We start from the raw sequence: 20,477 nt of genomic DNA on the forward strand, positions 1-20,477 counted from the left end.
CCGCTGCGTGATCCGCAGCGGCGTCCTATTAATGCTGCAGCACACTCGGGCCGCCGTCCAAAATCGCTGGACTGGCGTGAAGAGCCTGTTTGACTAGAGCTCATAGTCGCATCCCTTGCGCCGGCAAGCATTGTTCCTGATGCGGTTGCCGGCGACGATCCAGGAATAGTCGAGCAAGGTGCCGCCGAAGATTAAGACGCGCGCTGAAAGCGAGCCGTTCTGCAGGTCGACAATGGTCATAAACGGTCGCCTTTCTCTCACAACCAAGGTCGAGGCCGAATGGATTGGCACCCTATACTCGCCCTATGCCGTGCCAATAAATATATATGATTTATTTTAGTGCTTTTGTCAGCTTTCCGTACACGGCACCTGGCAACTCCCACGTATTGAAGGCTATTGGCGGCTATCGATTGATGCCTGCCAAAACACTGCCATAAATAATCATACACAAATGTTGACTGGTATGATGTTTTTTCCTATTCAAATCATCAGGCCTAGCGGCCTGTAAATACAGTCTAATTATTATACAAATAATTGACTTGTATTACAATATAACTTAGGGAAGTCGAGCGGTTCCCGGGAGATGGATGGGGACGCGCAAACAAAGGGAGAGAGATCATGCGCTTTTTCAAAGCGGCAATCCTTGCAGGCACCTTTGCCGTTCTCGCGGCTGGCTCCGCTTTCGCGGAGGACGTCAAAATCGGTTTCATCGTGAAGCAGCCTGAAGAGCCCTGGTTCCAGGACGAATGGAAGTTCGCCGACCAGGCCGCCAAGGAGAAAGGCTTCACCCTCGTCAAGATCGGCGCCGAAGATGGCGAAAAGGTCCAGTCGGCGATCGACAATCTCGGCGCACAGGGTGCGCAGGGCTTCATCATCTGCACGCCCGACGTCAAGCTCGGCCCCGGCATCGTTGCCAAGGCCGCCGCCAATCAGTTGAAGCTGATGACTGTCGACGACCGTCTGGTGAACGCCGAGGGCAAGCCGCTCGAGGATGTGCCGCACATGGGCATCTCCGCCACCAAGATCGGCGAAACCGTGGGACAGGCGATCGTTGATGAAGTCAAGAAGCGTGGCTGGGACATGAAAAATGTCGGCGCGATCCGCGTTTCGTATGATCAGCTCCCAACGGCTGTCGATCGCGTCGAGGGCGCGATCTCGGTGCTGAAGGCAGCAGGCTTCCCGGCCGCGAACATCTTTGATGCGCCGCAAGCCAAGACCGATACTGAAGCCGCGCTCAACGCCGCGACTACGGTTCTCAACAAGCATGCCGACATCAAATATTGGGTCGCCTTCGGCCTCAACGACGAAGCCGTGCTCGGCGCTGTCCGCGCTTCGGAATCGGTCGGCATCCCGGCAACGAACATGATCGGCGTCGGCATCGGCGGCGCGGATTCGGCGATCAACGAGTTCAAGAAGCCCGCCGCAACCGGCTTCTTCGGCACGGTCATCATCTCGCCGAAGCGTCATGGCTACGAGACGGCCATCAACATGTATGACTGGATTGCCAACAGCAAGGAGCCGCCGAAGCTGACGCTGACTTCCGGCTCCCTCGCGCTGCGTGGTGACTACGAAAAGGTGCGCAAGGATCTCGGCATCGAATGATCATCCTGCCAGGATGATGTCCGTCCGGCGGCTCGTTGCCGCCGGGCCCTCTCTCGATGGAGCGATCATGGCATTCCTCGAATTCAAGGGCATTTCCAAGGGCTATCCGGGTGTCCAGGCGTTGTCCGACGTCTCCTTCGCTGTCGAAAGAGGCGCTGTGCATGGACTGATGGGCGAAAACGGTGCCGGCAAATCGACGCTGATCCGGGTTCTCTCGGGCGATCAATCGGCAGATACAGGGAGCATCGTCATCGATGGCGCGGAGCAGCATTATGGCTCCGTGCGCGATGCCTTTCATGCCGGCGTCATCGTCATCCATCAGGAGCTGCAGCTGGTGCCGGAATTGACCGTCGCCGAAAACCTCTGGCTCGGTCGTTTTCCCGGCAAGGCCGGTGTGATTGACGGCAGGACATTGATCGAGACCGTCCGCACGAAGCTCAAGGAGATCGGCATCGATGTCGATCCGACAGCCAAAGTTTCCTCGCTGTCGATCGGTGCCCGCCAGATGGTGGAGATTGCCAAGGCCGTCATGGTCGATGCGCGGGTAATCGCGCTCGACGAGCCGACCTCCTCGTTATCGTCGCGCGAAAGCGAAATCCTGTTTTCCCTGATCGACCGGCTGAGAGCCAATGGCACGGTCATCCTCTATGTCTCGCATCGCCTGGATGAAATCTTCCGGCTCTGCGACAGCCTCACCGTGCTGCGTGACGGCAAACTTGCCGCACATCATCCGAAAATTGCCGATACGACGCGCGAGCAGATCATTTCGCAGATGGTGGGCCGCGAGATCAGCAATATCTGGGGCTGGCGCGAACGCCCGCTCGGTGACGTGCGCCTCGAGGCTAAAGAACTCTCTGGCTTGAAGTTGCGCAATCCCGTCAGCTTCTCGGTACGCAGGGGCGAAATCCTCGGCTTCTTCGGTCTCATCGGTGCAGGAAGAAGCGAGATGGCTCGCCTCCTCTACGGCGCCGATCATCGCCATCAGGGGAGCGTCTCGATCGACGGCGTCGCCGTTTCGCCGAACAACCCGAAAGCCGCCATCAGCGCCGGCATGGTACTCTGCCCGGAGGACCGCAAATTCGACGGCATCATTCAGGGGCGGTCGATCGAGGAAAACATCGCCATCTCCTCGCGGCGGCATTTCTCGCCCTTCGGCATCCTCAACCCGAAGAAGGAAGCTTCGGTCGCCGATCAGTTCATCGCCAAGCTCAGGGTACGCACGCCCTCGCGCAAGCAGGATATCGTCAATCTCTCGGGCGGCAACCAGCAGAAGGTCATCCTCGGCCGTTGGCTTTCCGAGCAGGGCGTCAAGGTTCTCGTCATCGACGAACCGACGCGCGGCATCGATGTCGGGGCCAAGTCGGAGATCTATGAAATTCTCTATGAGCTGGCGGCTGGCGGCATGGCGATCGTCGTCATTTCCAGCGAGCTCCCCGAGGTCATGGGCATTTCGGACCGCATCATGGTCATGTGCCAGGGCCGCGTCGCCGCCAATGTCGCCCGCGCCGATTTCGACGAACGGGCCATTCTGACCGCTGCCCTGCCCGACAAGAATGCCGCCGGCATAATCTAATTCAGGAACGATTGTGATGAATTCGTTGAAAAAAATCCTTCTCGGCGAACAGGGTCTGGTGGTGATCTTCGCGATCGCCTTTGTGATCGTGTCGCTCTTCGTTCCGAGCTTCCTGACCGAGCGCAACATGCTCGGCCTGCTGCAGTCGGTGGTGACGATCGGCATCGTCGCCTGCACCATGATGTTCTGCCTTGCTTCGCGCGACTTCGACCTGTCGGTCGGTTCGACCGTCGCCTTCTCCGGCATGATCGCCGTCATGGTGTCGAACTCCACCGGCTCTATCCCACTCGGGCTCGTGGCGGCCCTGATCTCAGGCAGCGCCGTCGGTGTCGTCAATGGCGTCGTCATCGCCAAGTTCCGCATCAATGCCTTGATTACCACGCTCGCCACCATGCAGATCGTTCGCGGCCTCGCCTTGATCGCCTCGGACGGCCGCGCCGTCGGCATCAACGATCCGGCCTTCTATCAGCTGGCACTGTCGCGCTTCCTCACCGTGCCGACGCCGATCTGGATCATGGTGGCGCTGTTCATCATCTTCGGCTTCACGCTCAATCGCACCGTTTTCGGCAAGAATACGCTTGCAATCGGTGGCAATCCCGAGGCCTCGCGCCTTGCCGGCGTTAACGTCGTCAACATGCGGATCTGGATCTTCGCCCTGCAGGGCCTCGTCTGCGCCATCGCCGGCATCCTGCTTGCTTCACGCATCACCTCGGGCCAGCCGAATGCGGCAACCGGGCTCGAACTCTCCGTCATTTCAGCCTGCGTGCTTGGCGGCGTGTCCCTGGCTGGCGGCCGTGCGGCAATGACCGGCGTTATCGTCGGCGTTCTCATCATGGGCATTGCCGAAAACGTTATGAACCTGCTCAATATCCAGGCCTTCTATCAATATCTGGTGCGCGGCTGCATTCTGCTGATCGCCGTTCTGCTGGACAATCTGCGTTCGTCGGCGGCAGGGCGCGGTAGCCGCGTGTGACCCGATTTCCTGAGAGAAGTTTGGGGAGAAGTTTGCCGAGCTTGCAGTTGCGCATTGATGCCGGGGCATGGTGCCGCTCATGATCGCCGCCGGGCAGCGGAAGGGAGTGCAAGTGATGAGTACGCGTTTGGGATCTTTACGGACGCAGAGCGGGGCCGCGCCCGAACAGGGACGGCGCACCGTGCGCGAGGAGCTGTTGAAGAAACTCATCGGCCAGATCGTCTCGGGCGCTCTTGCCGAGGGCTCGATCCTTCCGAACGAAGCCGAGCTTTCCGAGGTCTATGGCGTCAGCCGCACCAGCCTGCGCGAGGCCATGCAATATCTGTCGGCGCTCGGAATGGTGCGCTCGCGCACCCGCGCCGGCACCACGGTCCTTCCGCGGGAAAACTGGAACTATCTGGACCCGCTGGTTCTCGACGCGACGCTCGCGCTCAGCAACGACCGCAGCTTCTACGATTCCCTGCTCGATGCGCGCCAGGTGCTGGAGCCTGCTGCCGCGGCGCAGGCCGCTGCCAATGCCACAGCCAAGCAGTTGGCGCAGATTGCCGAGGCTTTCGAGGATATGGTCGCCGCCAATGCCAGGGATAACGAGGCTTGGAGCCAGGCGGATCTGGAGTTTCACACGGCCATCATCAATGCCAGCGGCAACTGGGTTTTCCGGCAGTTCGCTACCGCCATCCGCGCGGCTCTGCTTGCAAGCTTTCGCCTGACCAATCGGGCGAGCCAGTCGCATGAATATGCGATCGCCCGGCATCAGGATGTTTTGGATGCAATCCGCATGCGCCGGCCCGATGCCGCCCGCTTTGCCATGGAGCAGTTGATCGGAACGGCCAGAATGGAGCTTAGCGACGCGCTGCGCGCCGCCAAGCTGAACGACGATTCGGAATAGGCCGGCATCCGAAGATCGGGAAACCAGCCCGATCCGTCTACTTCGTCGTATAGCCGCCGTTGACCAGAATGGTCTGCCCGGTCATCCACCATCCCTCGCTGACGAGGAAACGAATGTAGGGGACGATATCCTCGATGTCGGTAAGGCCGGTCTTCGAGAATTTCGAAAGTGCGGCTGCTCCCTTGTGATAGGCCTGGGCATCGGCGCTTTCCGCCGGATAGAAGAACGGCGTATCCATCGGGCCGGGACCGATCGCGGTCACCGAGATGCCGCGTTCGCCGAACTCTTTCGCGGCAGCCCGGGTGAAATGCTCCACCGGCGCCTTTGTCCCGGCATAGCTCGAGTAGAACGGCGTGAAGGCGCCGAGCAGCGATGTGACGAGCGTGCAGATCTTGCCGTTGTCATTGAGCGACTTGCCGGCTTCCTTGAGGAAGAAGAAGGCGGATTTCGAATTGACGGCGCTCATCTCGTCATACTCGGCCTCCGAAATATCGACGATCGGCTTCTTCAGCACCTTGCCGACGGTGTTGATCGCAATATCGGGGCGGCCGAAGGCGGAGACGGCCTCGGCAAAGAGTTTCTCGGCCGCACCTGCGGTCGTGAGATCAGCCTGGAATGCCGCCGCTTCGGCACCGGCGGCCTTGATGGCCGCAACCGTTGCATCGGCCTCGGTCTTCGTTGAAGCGCTGTTGTAATGGATGGCAATTGCCTTTGCGCCGTGAGCCGCAAAATCGCGGGCGATCAGGCCGCCAAGATTCTTGGCGCCCCCGGCGATGATGACGGTTTTTCCCCTGATGGAATGGTCGGTCATGAATGAGCCTCCTTGGGGGACGGCACCGTGCCGTCCTTCCTGAGGCAAATCTATCGTCTGGAATTCTCCGATAAAGCGGGCTAATTTGACATCATCTGTCAGAATTCATGGACAATGGCGGTTTAGATTGGATCGTATCGACCTCTTCAGGATTTTTACCCGCGTCGTGGAGTGCAGCAGCTTCACCCGCGCTGCCGATACGCTCGGCCTGCCGCGCTCGTCTGTTTCGGCTGCTGTCATCGAACTGGAGGGGCGCGTCGGCGCACGGCTGCTTCATCGCAGCACGCGAAAGGTTTCGCCCACTCAGGATGGCGCGGCGTTCTATGACCGCTGCCTGCGGGTCATTGTCGATGTCGAGGAAACGGAGAGCCTGTTTCGCCAGAGCGACGCCAAGCCTTCAGGCAAGCTGCGCACGGATGTGCCGGGTCGCATCGGCCGGTTGATCATCGCGCCGGCGCTCCCGTCGTTCCTCGATCAATTTCCCGACATCGAAGTGGATCTTGGCGTCACCGACCGTGCCGTCAACCTGGTGGAGGATAGCGTCGATTGCGTGCTTCGCGTCGGGCCGCTTGTCGATTCCGGACTGATTGCCCGGCCGATTGGAAAGCTGCCGCTCATCAATGTCGCCAGTCCCGGCTATTTGTCGAAGCACGGCACGCCGCAAACGCCAGCGGATCTCGACGGACACTGGGCCGTGAATTATGCCTCGCCCTCGACGGGGCGAACCGAGCCCTGGGAATGGATGGAAGATGGCGTACTACGCAGCTTGGCCTTGCGCGGTCGCGTCACCGTCAACAGCGCCGAGGGCTACATTGCGTGCGCGGTCGCCGGCCTCGGTTTGATCCAGAATCCGGCCTATGACCTGTGTCAGCATCTCCAGGCAGGCGAGCTTGTCGAGGTCATGCCGGATTATCGCGCGGAACCGCTGCAGATGACGTTGCTCTATCCCCACCGCAGGCATCTCTCCCGCCGCGTTCAGGTCTTCGCTGACTGGCTGCAGGTGCTTTTGCAAGAGACGGTCGTGCGGCAATCGAGCCCGTTCGAGCGCAATGCCGTCCGCATCTAAGTGACCTCGCAACGCGGCCGGCTTGCCTCTTCTCGCGCGACAGCGCGTCTCTACGCGCCCATGCGGCCATATTGCCTGATGAGTTCGGCAAGCTGTTCGTGGGGAATGGCCTGAATACGAAGGCGATCATAGGGCGTTCCGCCCATGTCCTCGGCCGCCAACATGGCGTTGACGACGGCCTCCTCGACGCTGTCGACCGCAGCCATATAGACGGGGTCCAGCGGTTCGTCGTTGACGATCTCCAGGGGAAGGTGGCCATTGGCTCTATGCGCCATCGGATGCGCATTCGCGGTCGAGAATGCCAGGAAGATGTCGCCGGAGTTGTTGCCGCCGGGCGTACCGTTGCGGCCGATGCCGATGGCGGCGCGGCGGGCAAGGCGCTTGAGCTGGTGCGGCGCGAGCGGCAGGTCGGTGGCGATGACGACGATAATGGAACCGCGCTCCTTAAGCTGGCTCTGCGGCGTGCCGTCCCGCATGTGCTGGCCGACCGGTACGCCCGCGATCGTCAGCCAGTCGCGCTGACCGTGATTGGCCTGCACCAGCGTCCCGATGGTGTAGGTGCGCCCGTCGAACTGGACGATACGAGAGGATGTGCCCGTTCCGCCTTTGAAGCCATAGGTGATCATGCCGGTGCCGCCACCGCAATTGCCTTCCTGAACCGGCCCGGCTGCGATGCTATCAAGGGCAGCGCGCACGTCGGTTTCGCTGATGTGCAGCCCGTTGATGTCGTTCAAAGCGCCGTCATAGGTCTCGGCGATGACGGGCATGATCCAGAGGAAATCATCGGTCTGGTAGGTCGAGGCGTAGCGGTCGATCATCCACTTGACCGTGGCGTGATGCGCCATGCCGACGCCATGCGTATTGGTGATGACGACGGGACCGAGAAAATAGCCGCCGTCCTCGATCCAGTGCGTGCCGGTCATCTCGCCATTGCCGTTGAAGCGGTGGACGCCGGCATAGACGGGGACGGGGGTCTCGGAGTCCATATGCGGCAGGATGGCGGTTACGCCGGTGCGCGTCGGGCGCTTGCGGCCGGGACGCGGCTCGTTCTCGATGATGGTGCGGAAGCCGACGCCGATGCCGGCGACATCGGTAATGGCATTGTTTGCGCCGGTGCGGCCGGTGAAGGGGAGGCCGAACTGGCGGCCGCGCGGTTTGCGTGTGCTTGTTTTCATGGTCATGTCATTTCTGCCGGGAGCGAAGGTAAAGGCCAAGGGAGGCGACGACGAAGGAGAAGGTCAGCATCATCACCGCGATTGCGTTGATCTCGGGTTTGATGCCGCGGCGAAGCATGGCGAAGATGAACATCGGCAGGGTCGTGACATCGACGCCGGCGATGAAGTAGGTGATCACGAGATCATCCATCGAGATGATGAAGGCAAGCAGCGCGCCGCCGAGTATGCCGGGCATCAACTGTGGCAGCACCACGCGGCGGAATGTCATCCACTCGTTGGCGCCGAGATCGGCCGAGGCGTTCTCCAGCGTCCGGTCCATGCCGGCAAGACGCGCCGACACGACGATGAACACATAGGAGGTCAGGAAGGTGCATTGGCCGATGATGATGGTCATCAAGCCAAGCTGGATGCCAGCACTGACGAAGAAGATCAGAAGCGCGATGCCAAGAACGATATCGGGCATCAGCATCGGCATGAACATGGCGACCTGATAAAAGCGCTTGCCGAAGAAATTGAACCGGTGAAGCGCGATCGCCATGGCGGTGCCGAGCAGGGTCGAGATGACAGTCGTCGTGAAGGCAATCTTCAGGCTGTTGAAGACGGCGGCGATCAGCTGATCGGTCGATTCGATGTAGAGCGCGTTCTCGGAGACTGCCGTCTTGAAGCCGAAAACCTGCGCATACCAATCCGTCGTGAAGCCGCTCCAACTCATCATGTTGACCGGGTTCGCGTTGAACGAATAGACGGCGATCAGCACGAGCGGAATGTAGATGAAAGCGAAGAACAGCAGCGTGTAGAGCGCCAGGCCGCCGTTGAAGAGGGTGCGTGCAATCTTCATCAAACCCTCCTCATGCCGTCAGCGCCGCGGTCGCATTGCGACGACCGGACAGGATGACATAGGCGAGAAGCAGGACCAGCATCACGGCCATGACCATCATGGCGAGCGCCGAACCGAAGGGCCAGTTGCGTGCCGAGAGGAACTGGCCTTCGATGAGATTGCCGAGCATCATCACCTTGGCGCCGCCAAGCACCGCCGGCACGACGAAATTGCCAAGCGCGGGGATGAAGACGATGACGGAACCGCCGGCAATCCCTGGCGCCGTCAGTGGCAGGATGATGCGCAGGAACGTCCGGATCGGGCCGGCGCCGAGATCGAGCGACGCCTGGACCAGTCGCCAATCAAGTTTCTCGATGCTGGCATAGATCGGCATGAACATGAACGGAATGAAGACATAGACCATGCCGAGGATGATCGCGCCGTCCGTATAGATCATCTCCAGCGGCGCGGAGATAATGCCTGTCGCCATCAGCGTATTGTTGACCAGCCCGGTCGGGCGCAGGATCATGACCCAGACGAACAGTCGGACGATGAGGCTGGAAAAGAACGGCAGCGTAATCAGGAAGAGGCAGAAATTCTTCCATCTGTCCGGCAGGCGGCTGATGTAGAAGGCGGCGGGATAGCAGACGAGAAGCGTCGCGCCCACGGTCATCGCCGCAATCCGGATCGAGCGGAGGAAGATGCCGATATAGACCGGATCGTACTCCTCGAATTCCGGATTGGCGAAGCCGAGGATGCGGCCGAAATTGTCGGGATAGAAGCTCCATTCGACACCGCCATAGAGGCCGGGCGTCAGGAAGCTCGTCACCACCATGATGCCAAGCGGGACGAGGAAGAAGACAAGAAGGAACAGCGTCACCGGCCCGAGCAGCAGCCCGAGCTGGAGTCGCCGGCGCGCAACGATATTCATCAGGCGGCCTCCCTCGTGGTGATGAGGTGGACGCTTGCCGGATCGTAGTGCCAGCGTGCCGATTGGCCGGCGTTGAGTTGACCGATTGCACCGCGCTGCGACGCCGGGATCTGCGCCATGAGCTTGCGGCCACTCGTGGTTCGAGCGAAGACCTCGAAGGAGGAGCCGACATAGACGATTTGCTCCACGGTGACATCGATGGCCGGGCAAGTGTCTGCGGAGCTTGCGAGGAAGAAACTCTCCGGACGGATGAGCGCGACGGCTGGTTCCCTGCCTTCCGCCGCTGCCGCCGGAGCATGCAGGATCGCCGTGCCCTCGCTGGTAACGAAGGTCCGACCGTCGCTGCTGCCTTCGAAGAGATTGCTTGCTCCGATGAAGCTTGCGACGAAGGTATTTTGCGGATGATCGTAGATCTGCCTGGGCGTATCCAGCTGCTGGATGCGGCCCTCGGCGAGCACCGCCACGCGATCCGACATGGTGAGCGCCTCCTGCTGATCATGCGTCACGAAGATGAAGGTGATGCCGAGCTCGTGCTGCAGGTTCTTAAGCTCGAGCTGCATCGTCTCACGCAGATGCCGGTCCAGCGCCGATAACGGTTCGTCGAGAAGAAGCACCTTCGGGCGCGCGACGATGGCACGGGCAAGCGCCACGCGCTGCTGCTGGCCGCCCGACAATTGCCGCGGCAGGCGGCCTTCCATGCCTTCGAGCCCGACCATCTTCAGCATTGCCCGCACGCGCTCGATGCGCTCGGTCTTGCCGACGCCAGCTGCCTCCAGCGCATAGGCCGTGTTCTCGCCGACGCTCATATGCGGAAACAGGGCGTAATTCTGGAAGACCGTGTTGACCGGCCGGCGATAGGGCGGCCGGTCGGTCATGTCTTCGCCGTCGATCATAATGCGACCCGCGTCGAGTTCGACGAAGCCGCTGATCGCCTGCAAAAGCGTGGTCTTGCCGCAGCCGGAAGGCCCGAGAAGTGTAATGAATTCATTGCGGCCGATCTCAAGATCGATGCCGTCCAATGCCTTGACCTGCCGACCCTCAGGAGTCGCAAAGGCCTTTGCGGCTGAGGCCAGCCGCACAATCGCATCTCGCATTCGTCGTTCCCCGAAATGTTATTAAATTAACTCTTGCGTGATTTGGATATGTTGATATCATTTTTTCGTCGAAGTCAACGCCCTCAGTGCGGTCGGTTACTGCTTCCGAGAAAGGCCGAACCAAGCGTGCCGAAGGGACAATAATCCTACTAAGGGGAACAGAAATGATGATTTTGAAAGGCGCGTTTCGGCGCCTGGGTCTCTTTGCGCTTACCGCATTGCTGCCCACAGCAGTTCTCGCCGATGAACTCAACATCTATAACTGGGGCGAATACATCAATCCGGCCGTCCTCCAGAAGTTTGAGGAGGAAACCAAGATCAAGGTCAATCTCTCGACCTATTCCTCGAACGAGGAAATGCTCGCCAAGATCCAGGGCGGCGCCACCGGCTATGACATCGTCTTCCCGTCCGTGCACATGCAGGACATCATGGCCAAGCTCGATCTCCTCGAAAAGACCGATATCAGCAGCTATGAAGGCTTCAAGAACATCGACCCGCGCTTCCTGCGGGCGAAGAGCGACCCCAAGGGCGAATATTGCTTGCCCTACGCCTTCGGCACGGTCGGCATTCTCTATAACCGCAGGGTTCTCGGCAAGGACATCACCGGCTGGAAGGATCTGGTCACAACGGTCAAGGCCAAGCATCTGAAGTTCACTCTGCTCGACGATATGCGCGAAGTGCTAGGTGTCGGTCTGATGCTCAACGGCCATTCCGTCAATTCGGTCAAGCCGGAAGAGCTGCAGCAGGCTGCAGATACGATCATCGACATGAAGCCCTATGTTGCCGCCTTCACCTACGATTCCCGGCCGATGGTCGAATCCGGCGATATTGCTGCTGCGCATTTCTTCGTCGGCTCTATGATCAACGTCTTCGGCAACCCCAAGGATCTTGGCTATGTCATTCCCGAGGAGGGCGCGACCATGTATCAGGAAGACATGTGCGTGCTGAAGACGGCGCCGAACAAGGCCAATGCCATCAAGTTCCAGCAGTTCTACACGCGTCCGGATATTGCGGCACTCAACGTCTCGCAGCAGACGAACGGCACGCCCAACGTTCCGGCGCGCCAATTGACGCCGGAAAACATCAAGAATAGCAAGGAGATCAATCCGACCGACGACACCATGAAGCGTCTGCAGATCTTCGAGAATCTCGGTCCGGGGCTGCGTCAGTTCGATCGTGCATGGACGAAAGTCAAAACAGCGCAGTAGTATTGCAAAAGATACTCCGCCCGGCCCGCGGGCGGAGCTTCACCGGAGGGAAGATTGTCGAAGCATATACTGAAGCTCGTTCAGAGCGCTGAGATGCGCAAGTCGAAATCCGACAAGCTGATATCAAGCTATATCGAGCGCAATATCGCCGAACTTCCCTTCGAGACAGCCAAATCCATTGCAGCAAGACTCGAGATCTCGCAGATGACCGTCGGCCGCTATCTGCGGCGGCTGGGTTTCGATGGTCTCGACGAACTCAAGGCGGCGTTGCGCCGTGGCAGTCGCTCCAATCCGGCCTGGCAGGTCAAGGGATCGCTGGATCGTTTCCAGGAGGATCTGCGCGACGGCAAGTTCCTTGCGGGCCTGTTGCAGCAGCAGGTCGACAATCTCGGCATGATTTACGAGCTGACGACGACGCCGCAATGGCAGCAGACCATCGATGCGCTGATCTCGGCGAGCGAGGTTTATGTCGCCGCCTATCAGAATGTTCGCGGCATTGCGCAATATTTCGCCGCCCAGCTTTCCTACACCCGGCCGCGGGTCGCCTTCATGGATGGCTTGAACGGCACCTACTCCGAACTGCTTGACGGTTCGGTCGAAGGCCGTGTGCTCTTCCTTCATGACGTCAGGCGCTTCGCCTCAAAGGCGCGACCGCTGGCGGAGGAGGCCCGCCGTGCCGGCGTCAAGGTCATTCTGCTGACGGATGAGTTCTGTCCCTGGGCGGAAGAGGTGTCGGATATCTCGCTTGTCATACCCGGTTCGCATGGCCCGCTTTGGGATGGGGCTGCGACGATGACCGCGGTGATGGATCTGCTTCTCAGCAACATCATCGTCCTTCTGCGCGGCAAGGTCGACGAGCGTGTCGAGCTTCTGACCCGTCTGCAGGATGTGTTCGGCGATTTCGAAAGCTAAAGCGCGTCGCGATCTTTCAGATTCGCTCCCCGCGCTTTAGCTCTTTGATTTTTGCATGTCGTTGGCGCAAAACCGCTGCACACTTTTGCGCGACATGCTCTAATCACCGGCTCCTCGCTCCTTGCGCTTGCAGGAAGTCCGAGCATAAATGTAGCACCGCACCATGCCTTGAACCAATCGATGACGACCGTGGCTTTGTTTTTCCGCGCCTTTTTCTGCACCGTCTTGGCGGCGGGTCCGACGCCTGCATTTGCCGAGGCAACCGGGCCCCAACTTCCGACCGTGCAGCAGCTGCAATCCGCACTTGACGAGGTGAAGCCTGGGCTTGCGCGAATCCGCGAGTTTTTCGGCTGCGTCCCCGTCTTCGAAAAGCCGATGACCATTCGCCTCTGCGCGCTGAAGGCGGAAGGAACCGATTTCGTTCAGTCCATTCCATTTCGGTTTGTCGACCGCCGCTGGCAGATCATCCTTGATCGCACGGGACGACCGCCGGATATGAATGGGGCTTGCGCTCCGCTCGATGTGGCGCAGGCTGAACTTCGCAAATTGCGCGGGGATGATAAGCTGCGCGTCGTCGGCGTGGCCGATGATGGCGAAGGAGACTTCACCACCACGCGAGGTATGCTGCGTGATCATACGGGCCCCTACCGCTTGACGTGCAGCTACAATGTCGTCACCGGCGCCGGCACAAAGACCCTACTGATTACCTATATCTGGCATGACGGCGCACGCTATATTGTCGATCCGGATATTGAGGCATGGCCGGATGAATAATGGTAGCCGGTGGCGCACAGGCGCTGTGAATCTCGACATTGAATGTGGAGGAGATCTCGGAATGACCGAGGATGAGAAGGCAATCCGGGATGTCGTGGAAAGCTGGACCGCAGCCAGCAAGGAGGGTGATACGACCACCGTTCTGGAGTTGATGACGGATGATGTCGTCTTCATGGTTCCCGGTCGGGAGCCCTTCGGGAAGGAGGCGTTTGCCGCGGCTTCCAAGGGCATGGACGGCATGAAGATGGAGGGCGCAAGCGAGATCGTCGAGCTTCAGGTGCTCGGCGACTGGGCCTATATCCGCAACCATATCGACATAACCGTGACACCGCCGGGTGGCGATGCTGTTCATCGTTCGGGCTATACTCTTACGCTTCTGCGCAAGGAGGCCGATGGTCAGTGGCGCCTCGCACGAGACGCACACCTTCTGTCCGTCCGCAACTGACCCGGCATCGTTGTTAGCCTGTCGAATTCAATGGCTTCATCAGGCCCTGTCCAGCGCAGACGCCAGGTCGGCGATCAGATCGTCTGGATGCTCGATCCCGATCGATAGGCGGATCGTCGATTCCAGCACGCCTATGCGGTGCCGCACGTCGATGGGCACGCCGGAATGCGTCGTCGTTGCTGGATGGGATGCAAGCGATTCCGTGCCGCCGAGGCTGACCGCGAGCTTGAAGATCTGCAGCGCGTTCAGGAATTTGAACGATGCCGGCTGGCCGCCCTTGATATCGAAGGAGAAGGTGGAGCCCGCGCCGCTGCATTGGGCGGCGAAGGTGCGGCCCGTTGCCGATGACGGATCGCTATAGGGCAGATAGTGGATCTGCTCGACCTTCGGGTGATCCCGCAGGAAATCGGCCACGGCCCGGGCGTTGCTGTTGGCCCGTTCCATGCGGATCTGCAGCGTCTCCAGCGAGCGGCCGAGCATCCAGCAGGAATGTGGGTCGAGCTGCGTGCCGATCGCTCCGCGCAGTGCCTTCACCTGCTTGATGACAGCCTTGGAACCAAGGGCTGCGCCGGCGATCAGATCGGAATGGCCGCCGACATATTTGGTCAGCGAGTAGAGCGAGATATCCGCCCCATGTTCGATCGGCCGCTGGAAGACCGGGCCGAGCAGCGTGTTGTCGCACGCGACGATCGGCGTATGCCCCTGCTTCTTGCCGATCGCATCGGCAACGCGGCGGATCATCGCGATATCGACCAGGCTGTTCGTCGGATTGGCTGGCGTTTCGACGAGAATGACGGAGACGCGGCCCTTGGCCATGGCCTCTTCGGCTGCTGCCGTCACCGAGCCTTCGTTGACGCCATCGGCAAAGCCAACGGCTGCGACCCCGAGATTGAGGAATGTTTTAGCGATCAGCGTTTCCGTACCGCCATAAAGCGGTTGGGAATGCAGGATTGCATCGCCCGGTCGTGCAAAGGTGAGAAGGGTGGTCGCGATTGCAGACATGCCGGAAGAAAACAGCGCGCCGCTTTCCGCTTTTTCATAGACAGCGAGACGATCCTCGACGATTTCGCTGTTGGGATGGTTGAAGCGCGAATAGACGAGGCCGACGCCGGTGCCCGCCGGTGGCTCGGTACGGCCGGAGACATAGTTGAAGAAATCGCGCCCGTCCTCGGCCGATTTGAAAACGAAGGTGGAGGTCAGGAAAACCGGCGGCTTGACCGCGCCCTCGGACAGTTCCGGGTCGTAGCCATAATTCAGCATCTGGGTTTCGGGATGAAGTGCGTGGTTGCCGATATGCGTTTTGGACGGATGCGGCGCGGTCATGACGGTCTCCTCAGCCAACGACACGAATTTTAGAATCGCATCATATCATCAGTTGCGGTGCCGCTTGCCATAGTCTTTGGTAGACGAGGCGGGTTCGCTTTGGCGAACCCGCCTCGTCAACATCGTCAGTAGATATCAGGCACGTACATTTCCGGCGGCACCGGCGTACGATGGTAGTCGGCGTTGCGCATGCGCTCCGGCAGGATGATTTCCGGCTTCGGCACGTTTTCGTAAGGGATCTGGCTCAGAAGATGGGCGATGCAGTTGAGGCGCGCCTTCTTCTTGTCGACGGCGTGGACGACCCACCAGGGGGCTTCCGGAATATGGGTGCGCTCCAGCATCTCTTCCTTGGCCTTGGTGTATTCTTCCCAATGCACGCGGCTCTGCAGGTCCATCGGCGAAAGCTTCCACTGCTTCAACGGGTCCTGGATGCGCATGTTGAAACGGAATTCCTGCTCCTCGTCGGTGATCGAGAACCAGTACTTCAGAAGGATGATGCCGGAGCGGACGAGCATGCGTTCGAAATCCGGCACGGAACGGAAGAACTCTTCCAGCTCCTCCGATGAGCAGAAGCCCATGACGCGCTCGACGCCGGCGCGGTTGTACCAGCTGCGGTCGAACAGCACCATTTCGCCTGCCGTCGGCAGGTGGGCGGTATAACGCTGGAAATACCACTGATGCCGTTCGCGCTCGGTCGGTGCCGGCAGCGCGACGACGCGGCAGACGCGCGGGTTGAGACGCTGTGTGACGCGCTTGATGGCGCCGCCCTTGCCGGCGGAATCGCGACCTTCGAACAGCACGACGACCTTGAGCTTCTTGTATTGCACCCAGTCCTGCAGGCGCACCAGCTCATGCTGAAGACGGAAGAGTTCGCGGAAGTAGACCCTGCGGTCGAGGGTCGCTTCGCCTTCGCTGATGAGGCCCTCGGCGACCAGCTCATCGAGGCGATCCTCTTCGAGCTGCATTTCCAGCTCTTCGTCGAAGCTGTCGACGATCTCATCCTTGATGCGGCTGAGCGGGTCCTGGTTTTCTTCGGTCATTATGCGCCTCCTGCTCTGTTTTCATATTAGTGCTGCAGCCCTGAAGCCGCAGAAAGCCGGCACGTTGCTCGAGCATGTGCCGGCTGCGACTTCGGCATTATTCTGCGGTCCAGCCGCCGTCGACGGAAAGCGTCGTGCCGGTAATCTGCTTGGCGGCGTCGCCGCAAAGGAAGACGGCGATTGCCGCGACTTCATCGACGGTCACAAATTCCTTCGTCGGCTGGGCGGCCAAAAGCACGTCATGCTTGACCTGCTCTTCCGTCATGTTGCGGGCCTTCATGGTCTCGGGGATCTGCTTCTCGACGAGCGGCGTCCAGACATAGCCGGGCGCTATGGAGTTGACCGTCACGCCGTTCTGTGCGGCTTCGAGAGCAATGGTCTTTGTAAGACCGGTAATACCGTGCTTGGCGGAAACATAGGCAGACTTGAATGGCGAGGCGACGAGCGCATGCGCCGAGGACGTGTTGATGATGCGGCCCCATTTGCGCGCCTTCATGCCGGGAATGGCGGCCTTGATGGCGTAGAAGGCGGCAAGCAGGTTGATGCGGATGATCGCTTCCCATTTGTCGTCGGGAAACTCTTCGATCGGGGCAACGAACTGGATGCCGGCATTGTTGACGAGAATATCGAGGCTACCGAAAGCTTCCTCGGCTTCATGCACCATGGCGGTAACTTCCTCGCCATTCATCATGTTGGCGCCGGAGTAGCGGCACTTTACGCCGAAATCAGCTTCGATGGCGGCGCGTTCCTTCTCGATCGCATCGGCATCGCCGAGGCCGTTGATCGTCACATTCGCACCCTCGGCTGCAAAGGCGCGGGCAATCGCAAGCCCGATGCCGCTCGTCGAACCGGTGACCAGTGCATTCTTCGAAGTCAACGAACCCATAATGCTACTCCCGCAATCGCTATGACATGGTTGAGTAAAGGGAAATGCTCAAGCTGGGCGCACACTGCCAGCCTGATATGTCGCTTTGATTACAGTGGCGATGGGGCCTCTTGCCGCAACCGTTCGGCGCCTGACACTTCACTGTCATGCAACCGTGCAAATTTCCGCTCCGGCGCCCGGCGGTTTTCTCTAGCGACGGACAATATGATGAAGGTCGAAGACATCCTCAAGCATGCCTATGCAATGCCGCTGACCAATCCCTCCTATCCGCCCGGACCCTACAGGTTCTTCGATCGAGAATATATCATCATCACCTACCGCACCTCGCGCGAAGCGCTTGAGGCGGTCGTGCCCGCACCGCTCGAAATCGACGAGCCGCTGGTGAAATACGAATTCATCCGCATGCCCGATTCCACCGGCTTCGGCGATTATACCGAGACCGGGCAGGTCATCCCGGTCACCTATCGCGGGCAGAAGGGCGGCTACGTCCACTCCATGTATCTTGACGACGATGCGCCGATCACCGGCGGTCGCGAGATCTGGGGTTTCCCGAAGAAGCTTGCCAGCCCGAAGATCGTCAACGAGGGCGAGGTCATTGTCGGCACGCTGCATTACGGCAGCGTTCTCTGCGCCACGGGGACGATGGGCTACAAGCACAAGCCGGTCGATCAAGGGCCGCTTCTCTCTGTTCTTTCGGAGCCCAATTTCCTGATCAAGATCGTGCCGCATGTCGATGCCACCCCGCGCATCTGCGAGCTGGTGCGCTACTACCTGACGGATATCACCATCAAGGAAGCATGGACCTCGCCAGCCGCTCTCGATCTCAGGCCGCATGTCATGGCCGATGTCGCGCGGTTGCCGGTCCTCGAAGTGGTTTCCGCCGTGCATTTTACCGCCGATCTGACGCTCGGGCTGGGTGAAGTCGTTCACGACTACCTCGCTGAGCGTCGGTAAGCGGCTGCCTTATTGTTAGATGATACTGGAGACGGACCGTGCTTGAACGAAACGCCAAGGCTGCAGCCCCGACCATTTCTGAAATAGCCGCGCAATATGATCGTGTCGCTCTGGTGTTTCAGGGTGGCGGGGCGCTCGGCGCCTATCAGGCCGGTGTCTACCAGGCGTTGGCCGACGCCGGCTGTGAGCCCACCTGGCTTTCGGGCGTCTCGATCGGCGCGGTCAACGCGGCGATCATCGCCGGCAATGAGCCGAGCCGGCGCCTGCAGCGTCTGGAGCAGTTCTGGCAAATCATCTCCGGCCGCAAGATCTGGGCCTATACGCCGGAAGGCGACTTTTTCCGCGATATCCGTAACCGCACCAGCTCTTGGATGACGATGACGATGGGCCAGCCCGGCTTCTTCAAGCCGCGCTTTCCAAATCCCTGGCTCGAACTGCCGGGTGCCGAAGGCGCGACCAGCTTCTACGATTCGTCCGAGCTGAAGAAGACGCTGGAGATGCTGATCGACTTCGACGTGCTCAACGATGGCAAGAAGCGTTTCAGCGTCGGCGCCGTCAATGTGCGCACCGGCAACTTCGTCTATTTCGACACCGACAACATCCGCATCGGCCCCGAGCACATCATGGCAAGCGGCGCCCTGCCGCCCGCCTTGCCGTCCATTCGTATCGAAGGCGAATATTATTGGGACGGCGGCATCGTTTCCAACACGCCGCTGCAATATCTGCTCGATCAGGAAGAAGACCGCAGCTCGCTCGTCTTCCAGGTGGATCTGTTCAGCGCCCGCGGCGTCCTGCCGCGCAGCATGCCGGATGTGCTGTCACGCCATAAAGACATCATGTATTCGAGCCGCACGCGGCAGAACACCGACAATTTCAAGCGCATCCACGGGCTGAAGATGAAGCTGCTCGGTGCGTTGAAGCGGGTGCCGAAGGACCAGCTGACGCCTGAAGAGGAAGAGCTGATCGCGGATTATTCTAATGCCGGCGTCGTCAACATCGTGCATCTGATCTATCAGCATAAGAGCTACGAAGGCCACGCCAAGGACTATGAGTTCTCCGGCACTTCGATGCGCGAGCATTGGGACATGGGACTTGAAGACACCAAGCGCACGCTGCGTCACAGCGAATGGCTGCTGCCACCCTTTAGTGACGATGCCGTCGCGATCCATGATCTGCACCGCGAAGATCCGGTTTGAGCCGGCAGACGAAAGGCGGCTGGATTTCAGGGTTGATTAGGCCGGCGCGAGCGTTGCAAGCTCCGGCTTTCGCACGACGGTCTCAACTCTGCTTTAGCCGGTGCCGATGAGCCGCCTGTTTGGCGCGATTGCCGCACATCGCCATGCTGCACCAGCGCCTGCGATGACCGCGCGTGTGGTCGACGAAAAGTAGGGTGCAAGCATGGCCCTCGCAGGCTTTCACATCGGAGAAGTCCTCCGTGCAGACGAAGCGCCCCAGCGTCTCCCCGATCGGCAATAGCAACGCCTCGGGCGAGCGCCATTTCCGCATCGGACGAAAAGCAAACTCGCCGCTTTCATCCCGCTGATCAGCAACGATCCGGCCGAAGCCTTCATCACGTTCCAACAGGCGGTTTAACGGCTCCAACTCGCTCAAGGCATCCGATGCCAGTGGCTTTCCCTTGCGGGCAAGCACGAAAGCCCTGAACCATTCACGCAGGCTTCTTGCCTGATCGGCGACCTTGTCGAGTTCGCCGGGCAGCGCCTGCTCACGCATGGCGACAAGCGTTTCTCGCGGCACCAGTTCGGCCTGTTCCAGCCAGCGCAGCAAACCCTCTCCATCGCTAAGCCAGTCGATCGGCGTGTCCACAGGCGTTGCGACCGAATTGAGGAAATCCAGTCCCGGCGCGTCGCCGACAAAGATGGCGGGTGAATGGTTGTCCATGGACTACTCCTGTTCGGGCCGGCGGCGATGCCGAACGGCCGCTCGAAAGCACAGCGCCTATATAACCTATCAAATGCCACTTGACAAGTTACGCACATCGGACGT

General features: G+C 60.0%; 21 protein-coding genes. 11 read left to right on the top strand and 10 right to left on the bottom strand.

The genetic code is table 11. The annotated features are described in order from the left end of the window. Positions 1-93: 93 nt before the first annotated feature. On the bottom strand, positions 94-240 hold the full coding sequence (locus BJ928_RS38760; protein WP_156151459.1) for a hypothetical protein: 147 nt from the start codon (positions 238-240) through the stop codon (positions 94-96). A gap of 378 nt (positions 241-618) precedes the next feature. Here BJ928_RS38760 and BJ928_RS08345 point away from each other — a divergent pair, with 378 nt between their 5' ends. From BJ928_RS08345 to BJ928_RS08360, 4 genes are all read left to right on the top strand, one after another. After that, positions 619-1,602, top strand: coding sequence for an arabinose ABC transporter substrate-binding protein (locus BJ928_RS08345; RefSeq protein WP_047635476.1), 984 nt, complete (start codon positions 619-621; stop codon positions 1,600-1,602). 67 nt (positions 1,603-1,669) lie between these two features. After that, the gene (gene araG / locus BJ928_RS08350) at positions 1,670-3,175 is read left to right on the top strand and encodes an L-arabinose ABC transporter ATP-binding protein AraG (protein WP_047635540.1); all 1,506 of its coding nucleotides are present in this window, start codon (positions 1,670-1,672) and stop codon (positions 3,173-3,175) included. A 16-nt stretch (positions 3,176-3,191) separates the two neighbouring features. Continuing rightward, on the top strand, positions 3,192-4,148 hold the full coding sequence (gene araH / locus BJ928_RS08355) for an L-arabinose ABC transporter permease AraH (RefSeq protein ID WP_047635477.1): 957 nt from the start codon (positions 3,192-3,194) through the stop codon (positions 4,146-4,148). A gap of 115 nt (positions 4,149-4,263) precedes the next feature. Further along, the gene (locus tag BJ928_RS08360) at positions 4,264-5,037 is read left to right on the top strand and encodes a FadR/GntR family transcriptional regulator (RefSeq protein WP_047635542.1); all 774 of its coding nucleotides are present in this window, start codon (positions 4,264-4,266) and stop codon (positions 5,035-5,037) included. Between the two features lie 37 nt (positions 5,038-5,074). On the opposite strand, the gene BJ928_RS08365 is transcribed toward BJ928_RS08360, so the two are convergent. After that, positions 5,075-5,848, bottom strand: a complete 774-nt coding sequence (locus BJ928_RS08365; protein WP_047635479.1) for an SDR family oxidoreductase — start codon at positions 5,846-5,848, stop codon at positions 5,075-5,077. A 127-nt stretch (positions 5,849-5,975) separates the two neighbouring features. Between BJ928_RS08365 and BJ928_RS08370 the strand changes: the two genes are divergently transcribed. Beyond that, positions 5,976-6,914 carry a LysR family transcriptional regulator gene (locus BJ928_RS08370; RefSeq protein ID WP_047635480.1) on the top strand — a complete coding sequence of 313 codons (939 nt, stop codon included), beginning with the start codon at positions 5,976-5,978 and terminating at the stop codon, positions 6,912-6,914. Between the two features lie 50 nt (positions 6,915-6,964). Here the strand turns inward: BJ928_RS08370 and BJ928_RS08375 are convergent, their stop codons facing one another. The 4 genes from BJ928_RS08375 to BJ928_RS08390 are packed head-to-tail and all read right to left on the bottom strand — an operon-like array spanning position 6,965 to position 10,931. Further along, positions 6,965-8,095, bottom strand: coding sequence for a P1 family peptidase (locus tag BJ928_RS08375; RefSeq protein ID WP_047635482.1), 1,131 nt, complete (start codon positions 8,093-8,095; stop codon positions 6,965-6,967). A gap of 1 nt (position 8,096) precedes the next feature. Further along, complete coding sequence (locus BJ928_RS08380; protein ID WP_047635483.1) at positions 8,097-8,927, bottom strand: ABC transporter permease; 831 nt, start codon at positions 8,925-8,927, stop codon at positions 8,097-8,099. 10 nt (positions 8,928-8,937) lie between these two features. Then, positions 8,938-9,837, bottom strand: a complete 900-nt coding sequence (locus BJ928_RS08385; RefSeq protein WP_047635484.1) for an ABC transporter permease — start codon at positions 9,835-9,837, stop codon at positions 8,938-8,940. Beyond that, positions 9,837-10,931: an ABC transporter ATP-binding protein gene (locus BJ928_RS08390; RefSeq protein ID WP_047635485.1), complete on the bottom strand. Its 1,095-nt coding sequence runs from the start codon at positions 10,929-10,931 to the stop codon at positions 9,837-9,839. Before BJ928_RS08390 ends, BJ928_RS08385 begins: the two co-directional genes overlap by 1 nt. A 164-nt stretch (positions 10,932-11,095) precedes the next feature. Here BJ928_RS08390 and BJ928_RS08395 point away from each other — a divergent pair, with 164 nt between their 5' ends. From BJ928_RS08395 to BJ928_RS08410, 4 genes are all read left to right on the top strand, one after another. Next, positions 11,096-12,139, top strand: a complete 1,044-nt coding sequence (locus tag BJ928_RS08395) for a spermidine/putrescine ABC transporter substrate-binding protein (protein WP_047635486.1) — start codon at positions 11,096-11,098, stop codon at positions 12,137-12,139. A gap of 54 nt (positions 12,140-12,193) precedes the next feature. Further along, complete coding sequence (locus BJ928_RS08400) at positions 12,194-13,051, top strand: MurR/RpiR family transcriptional regulator (RefSeq protein WP_047635488.1); 858 nt, start codon at positions 12,194-12,196, stop codon at positions 13,049-13,051. A gap of 180 nt (positions 13,052-13,231) precedes the next feature. Then, positions 13,232-13,825 (top strand): hypothetical protein, encoded by a 594-nt coding sequence (locus BJ928_RS08405; protein ID WP_047635489.1) that lies wholly within the window; start codon positions 13,232-13,234, stop codon positions 13,823-13,825. 61 nt (positions 13,826-13,886) lie between these two features. Beyond that, on the top strand, positions 13,887-14,270 hold the full coding sequence (locus BJ928_RS08410) for an SgcJ/EcaC family oxidoreductase (protein ID WP_047635491.1): 384 nt from the start codon (positions 13,887-13,889) through the stop codon (positions 14,268-14,270). Between the two features lie 39 nt (positions 14,271-14,309). Here BJ928_RS08410 and BJ928_RS08415 read toward each other — a convergent pair whose 3' ends face one another. The 3 genes from BJ928_RS08415 to BJ928_RS08425 all read right to left on the bottom strand — a co-directional run bounded on the left by BJ928_RS08415 (position 14,310) and on the right by BJ928_RS08425 (position 17,519). After that, positions 14,310-15,593, bottom strand: a complete 1,284-nt coding sequence (locus tag BJ928_RS08415) for a cystathionine gamma-synthase family protein (protein ID WP_047635493.1) — start codon at positions 15,591-15,593, stop codon at positions 14,310-14,312. Between the two features lie 125 nt (positions 15,594-15,718). Continuing rightward, positions 15,719-16,633 carry a polyphosphate kinase 2 gene (ppk2, locus tag BJ928_RS08420; RefSeq protein ID WP_047635494.1) on the bottom strand — a complete coding sequence of 305 codons (915 nt, stop codon included), beginning with the start codon at positions 16,631-16,633 and terminating at the stop codon, positions 15,719-15,721. Positions 16,634-16,730: 97 nt separating this feature from the next. Continuing rightward, on the bottom strand, positions 16,731-17,519 hold the full coding sequence (locus tag BJ928_RS08425; RefSeq protein WP_047635496.1) for a 3-hydroxybutyrate dehydrogenase: 789 nt from the start codon (positions 17,517-17,519) through the stop codon (positions 16,731-16,733). Between the two features lie 207 nt (positions 17,520-17,726). Here BJ928_RS08425 and BJ928_RS08430 point away from each other — a divergent pair, with 207 nt between their 5' ends. Both BJ928_RS08430 and BJ928_RS08435 read left to right on the top strand, forming a co-directional pair. Then, positions 17,727-18,473, top strand: coding sequence for an acetoacetate decarboxylase (locus BJ928_RS08430; protein ID WP_047635498.1), 747 nt, complete (start codon positions 17,727-17,729; stop codon positions 18,471-18,473). A 38-nt stretch (positions 18,474-18,511) separates the two neighbouring features. Beyond that, positions 18,512-19,669: a patatin-like phospholipase family protein gene (locus BJ928_RS08435; protein ID WP_047635499.1), complete on the top strand. Its 1,158-nt coding sequence runs from the start codon at positions 18,512-18,514 to the stop codon at positions 19,667-19,669. Between the two features lie 82 nt (positions 19,670-19,751). Here BJ928_RS08435 and BJ928_RS08440 read toward each other — a convergent pair whose 3' ends face one another. Further along, a complete protein-coding gene (locus BJ928_RS08440) occupies positions 19,752-20,372 on the bottom strand; it encodes an ABATE domain-containing protein (protein WP_047635501.1) in 621 nt (206 codons plus the stop codon). Positions 20,373-20,477: the final 105 nt, after the last annotated feature.

It is taken from the genome of Rhizobium sp. WW_1 (assembly GCF_003610155.1).
In the GTDB taxonomy this organism is placed as follows: Bacteria; Pseudomonadota; Alphaproteobacteria; order Rhizobiales; family Rhizobiaceae; genus Rhizobium; species Rhizobium tropici_A.

Excerpts from the sequence above, each read along its gene's own strand:
- BJ928_RS38760 (WP_156151459.1), bottom strand. The coding sequence starts at position 240 with ATGACCATTGTCGACCTGCAGAACGGCTCGCTTTCAGCGCGCGTCTTA.
- BJ928_RS08345 (WP_047635476.1), top strand. The coding sequence starts at position 619 with ATGCGCTTTTTCAAAGCGGCAATCCTTGCAGGCACCTTTGCCGTTCTC.
- araG (WP_047635540.1), top strand. The coding sequence starts at position 1,670 with ATGGCATTCCTCGAATTCAAGGGCATTTCCAAGGGCTATCCGGGTGTC.
- araH (WP_047635477.1), top strand. The coding sequence starts at position 3,192 with ATGAATTCGTTGAAAAAAATCCTTCTCGGCGAACAGGGTCTGGTGGTG.
- BJ928_RS08360 (WP_047635542.1), top strand. The coding sequence starts at position 4,264 with ATGAGTACGCGTTTGGGATCTTTACGGACGCAGAGCGGGGCCGCGCCC.
- BJ928_RS08365 (WP_047635479.1), bottom strand. The coding sequence starts at position 5,848 with ATGACCGACCATTCCATCAGGGGAAAAACCGTCATCATCGCCGGGGGC.
- BJ928_RS08375 (WP_047635482.1), bottom strand. The coding sequence starts at position 8,095 with ATGACCATGAAAACAAGCACACGCAAACCGCGCGGCCGCCAGTTCGGC.
- BJ928_RS08380 (WP_047635483.1), bottom strand. The coding sequence starts at position 8,927 with ATGAAGATTGCACGCACCCTCTTCAACGGCGGCCTGGCGCTCTACACG.
- BJ928_RS08385 (WP_047635484.1), bottom strand. The coding sequence starts at position 9,837 with ATGAATATCGTTGCGCGCCGGCGACTCCAGCTCGGGCTGCTGCTCGGG.
- BJ928_RS08390 (WP_047635485.1), bottom strand. The coding sequence starts at position 10,931 with ATGCGAGATGCGATTGTGCGGCTGGCCTCAGCCGCAAAGGCCTTTGCG.
- BJ928_RS08395 (WP_047635486.1), top strand. The coding sequence starts at position 11,096 with ATGATGATTTTGAAAGGCGCGTTTCGGCGCCTGGGTCTCTTTGCGCTT.
- BJ928_RS08405 (WP_047635489.1), top strand. The coding sequence starts at position 13,232 with ATGACGACCGTGGCTTTGTTTTTCCGCGCCTTTTTCTGCACCGTCTTG.
- BJ928_RS08410 (WP_047635491.1), top strand. The coding sequence starts at position 13,887 with ATGACCGAGGATGAGAAGGCAATCCGGGATGTCGTGGAAAGCTGGACC.
- BJ928_RS08415 (WP_047635493.1), bottom strand. The coding sequence starts at position 15,593 with ATGACCGCGCCGCATCCGTCCAAAACGCATATCGGCAACCACGCACTT.
- ppk2 (WP_047635494.1), bottom strand. The coding sequence starts at position 16,633 with ATGACCGAAGAAAACCAGGACCCGCTCAGCCGCATCAAGGATGAGATC.
- BJ928_RS08425 (WP_047635496.1), bottom strand. The coding sequence starts at position 17,519 with ATGGGTTCGTTGACTTCGAAGAATGCACTGGTCACCGGTTCGACGAGC.
- BJ928_RS08430 (WP_047635498.1), top strand. The coding sequence starts at position 17,727 with ATGAAGGTCGAAGACATCCTCAAGCATGCCTATGCAATGCCGCTGACC.
- BJ928_RS08440 (WP_047635501.1), bottom strand. The coding sequence starts at position 20,372 with ATGGACAACCATTCACCCGCCATCTTTGTCGGCGACGCGCCGGGACTG.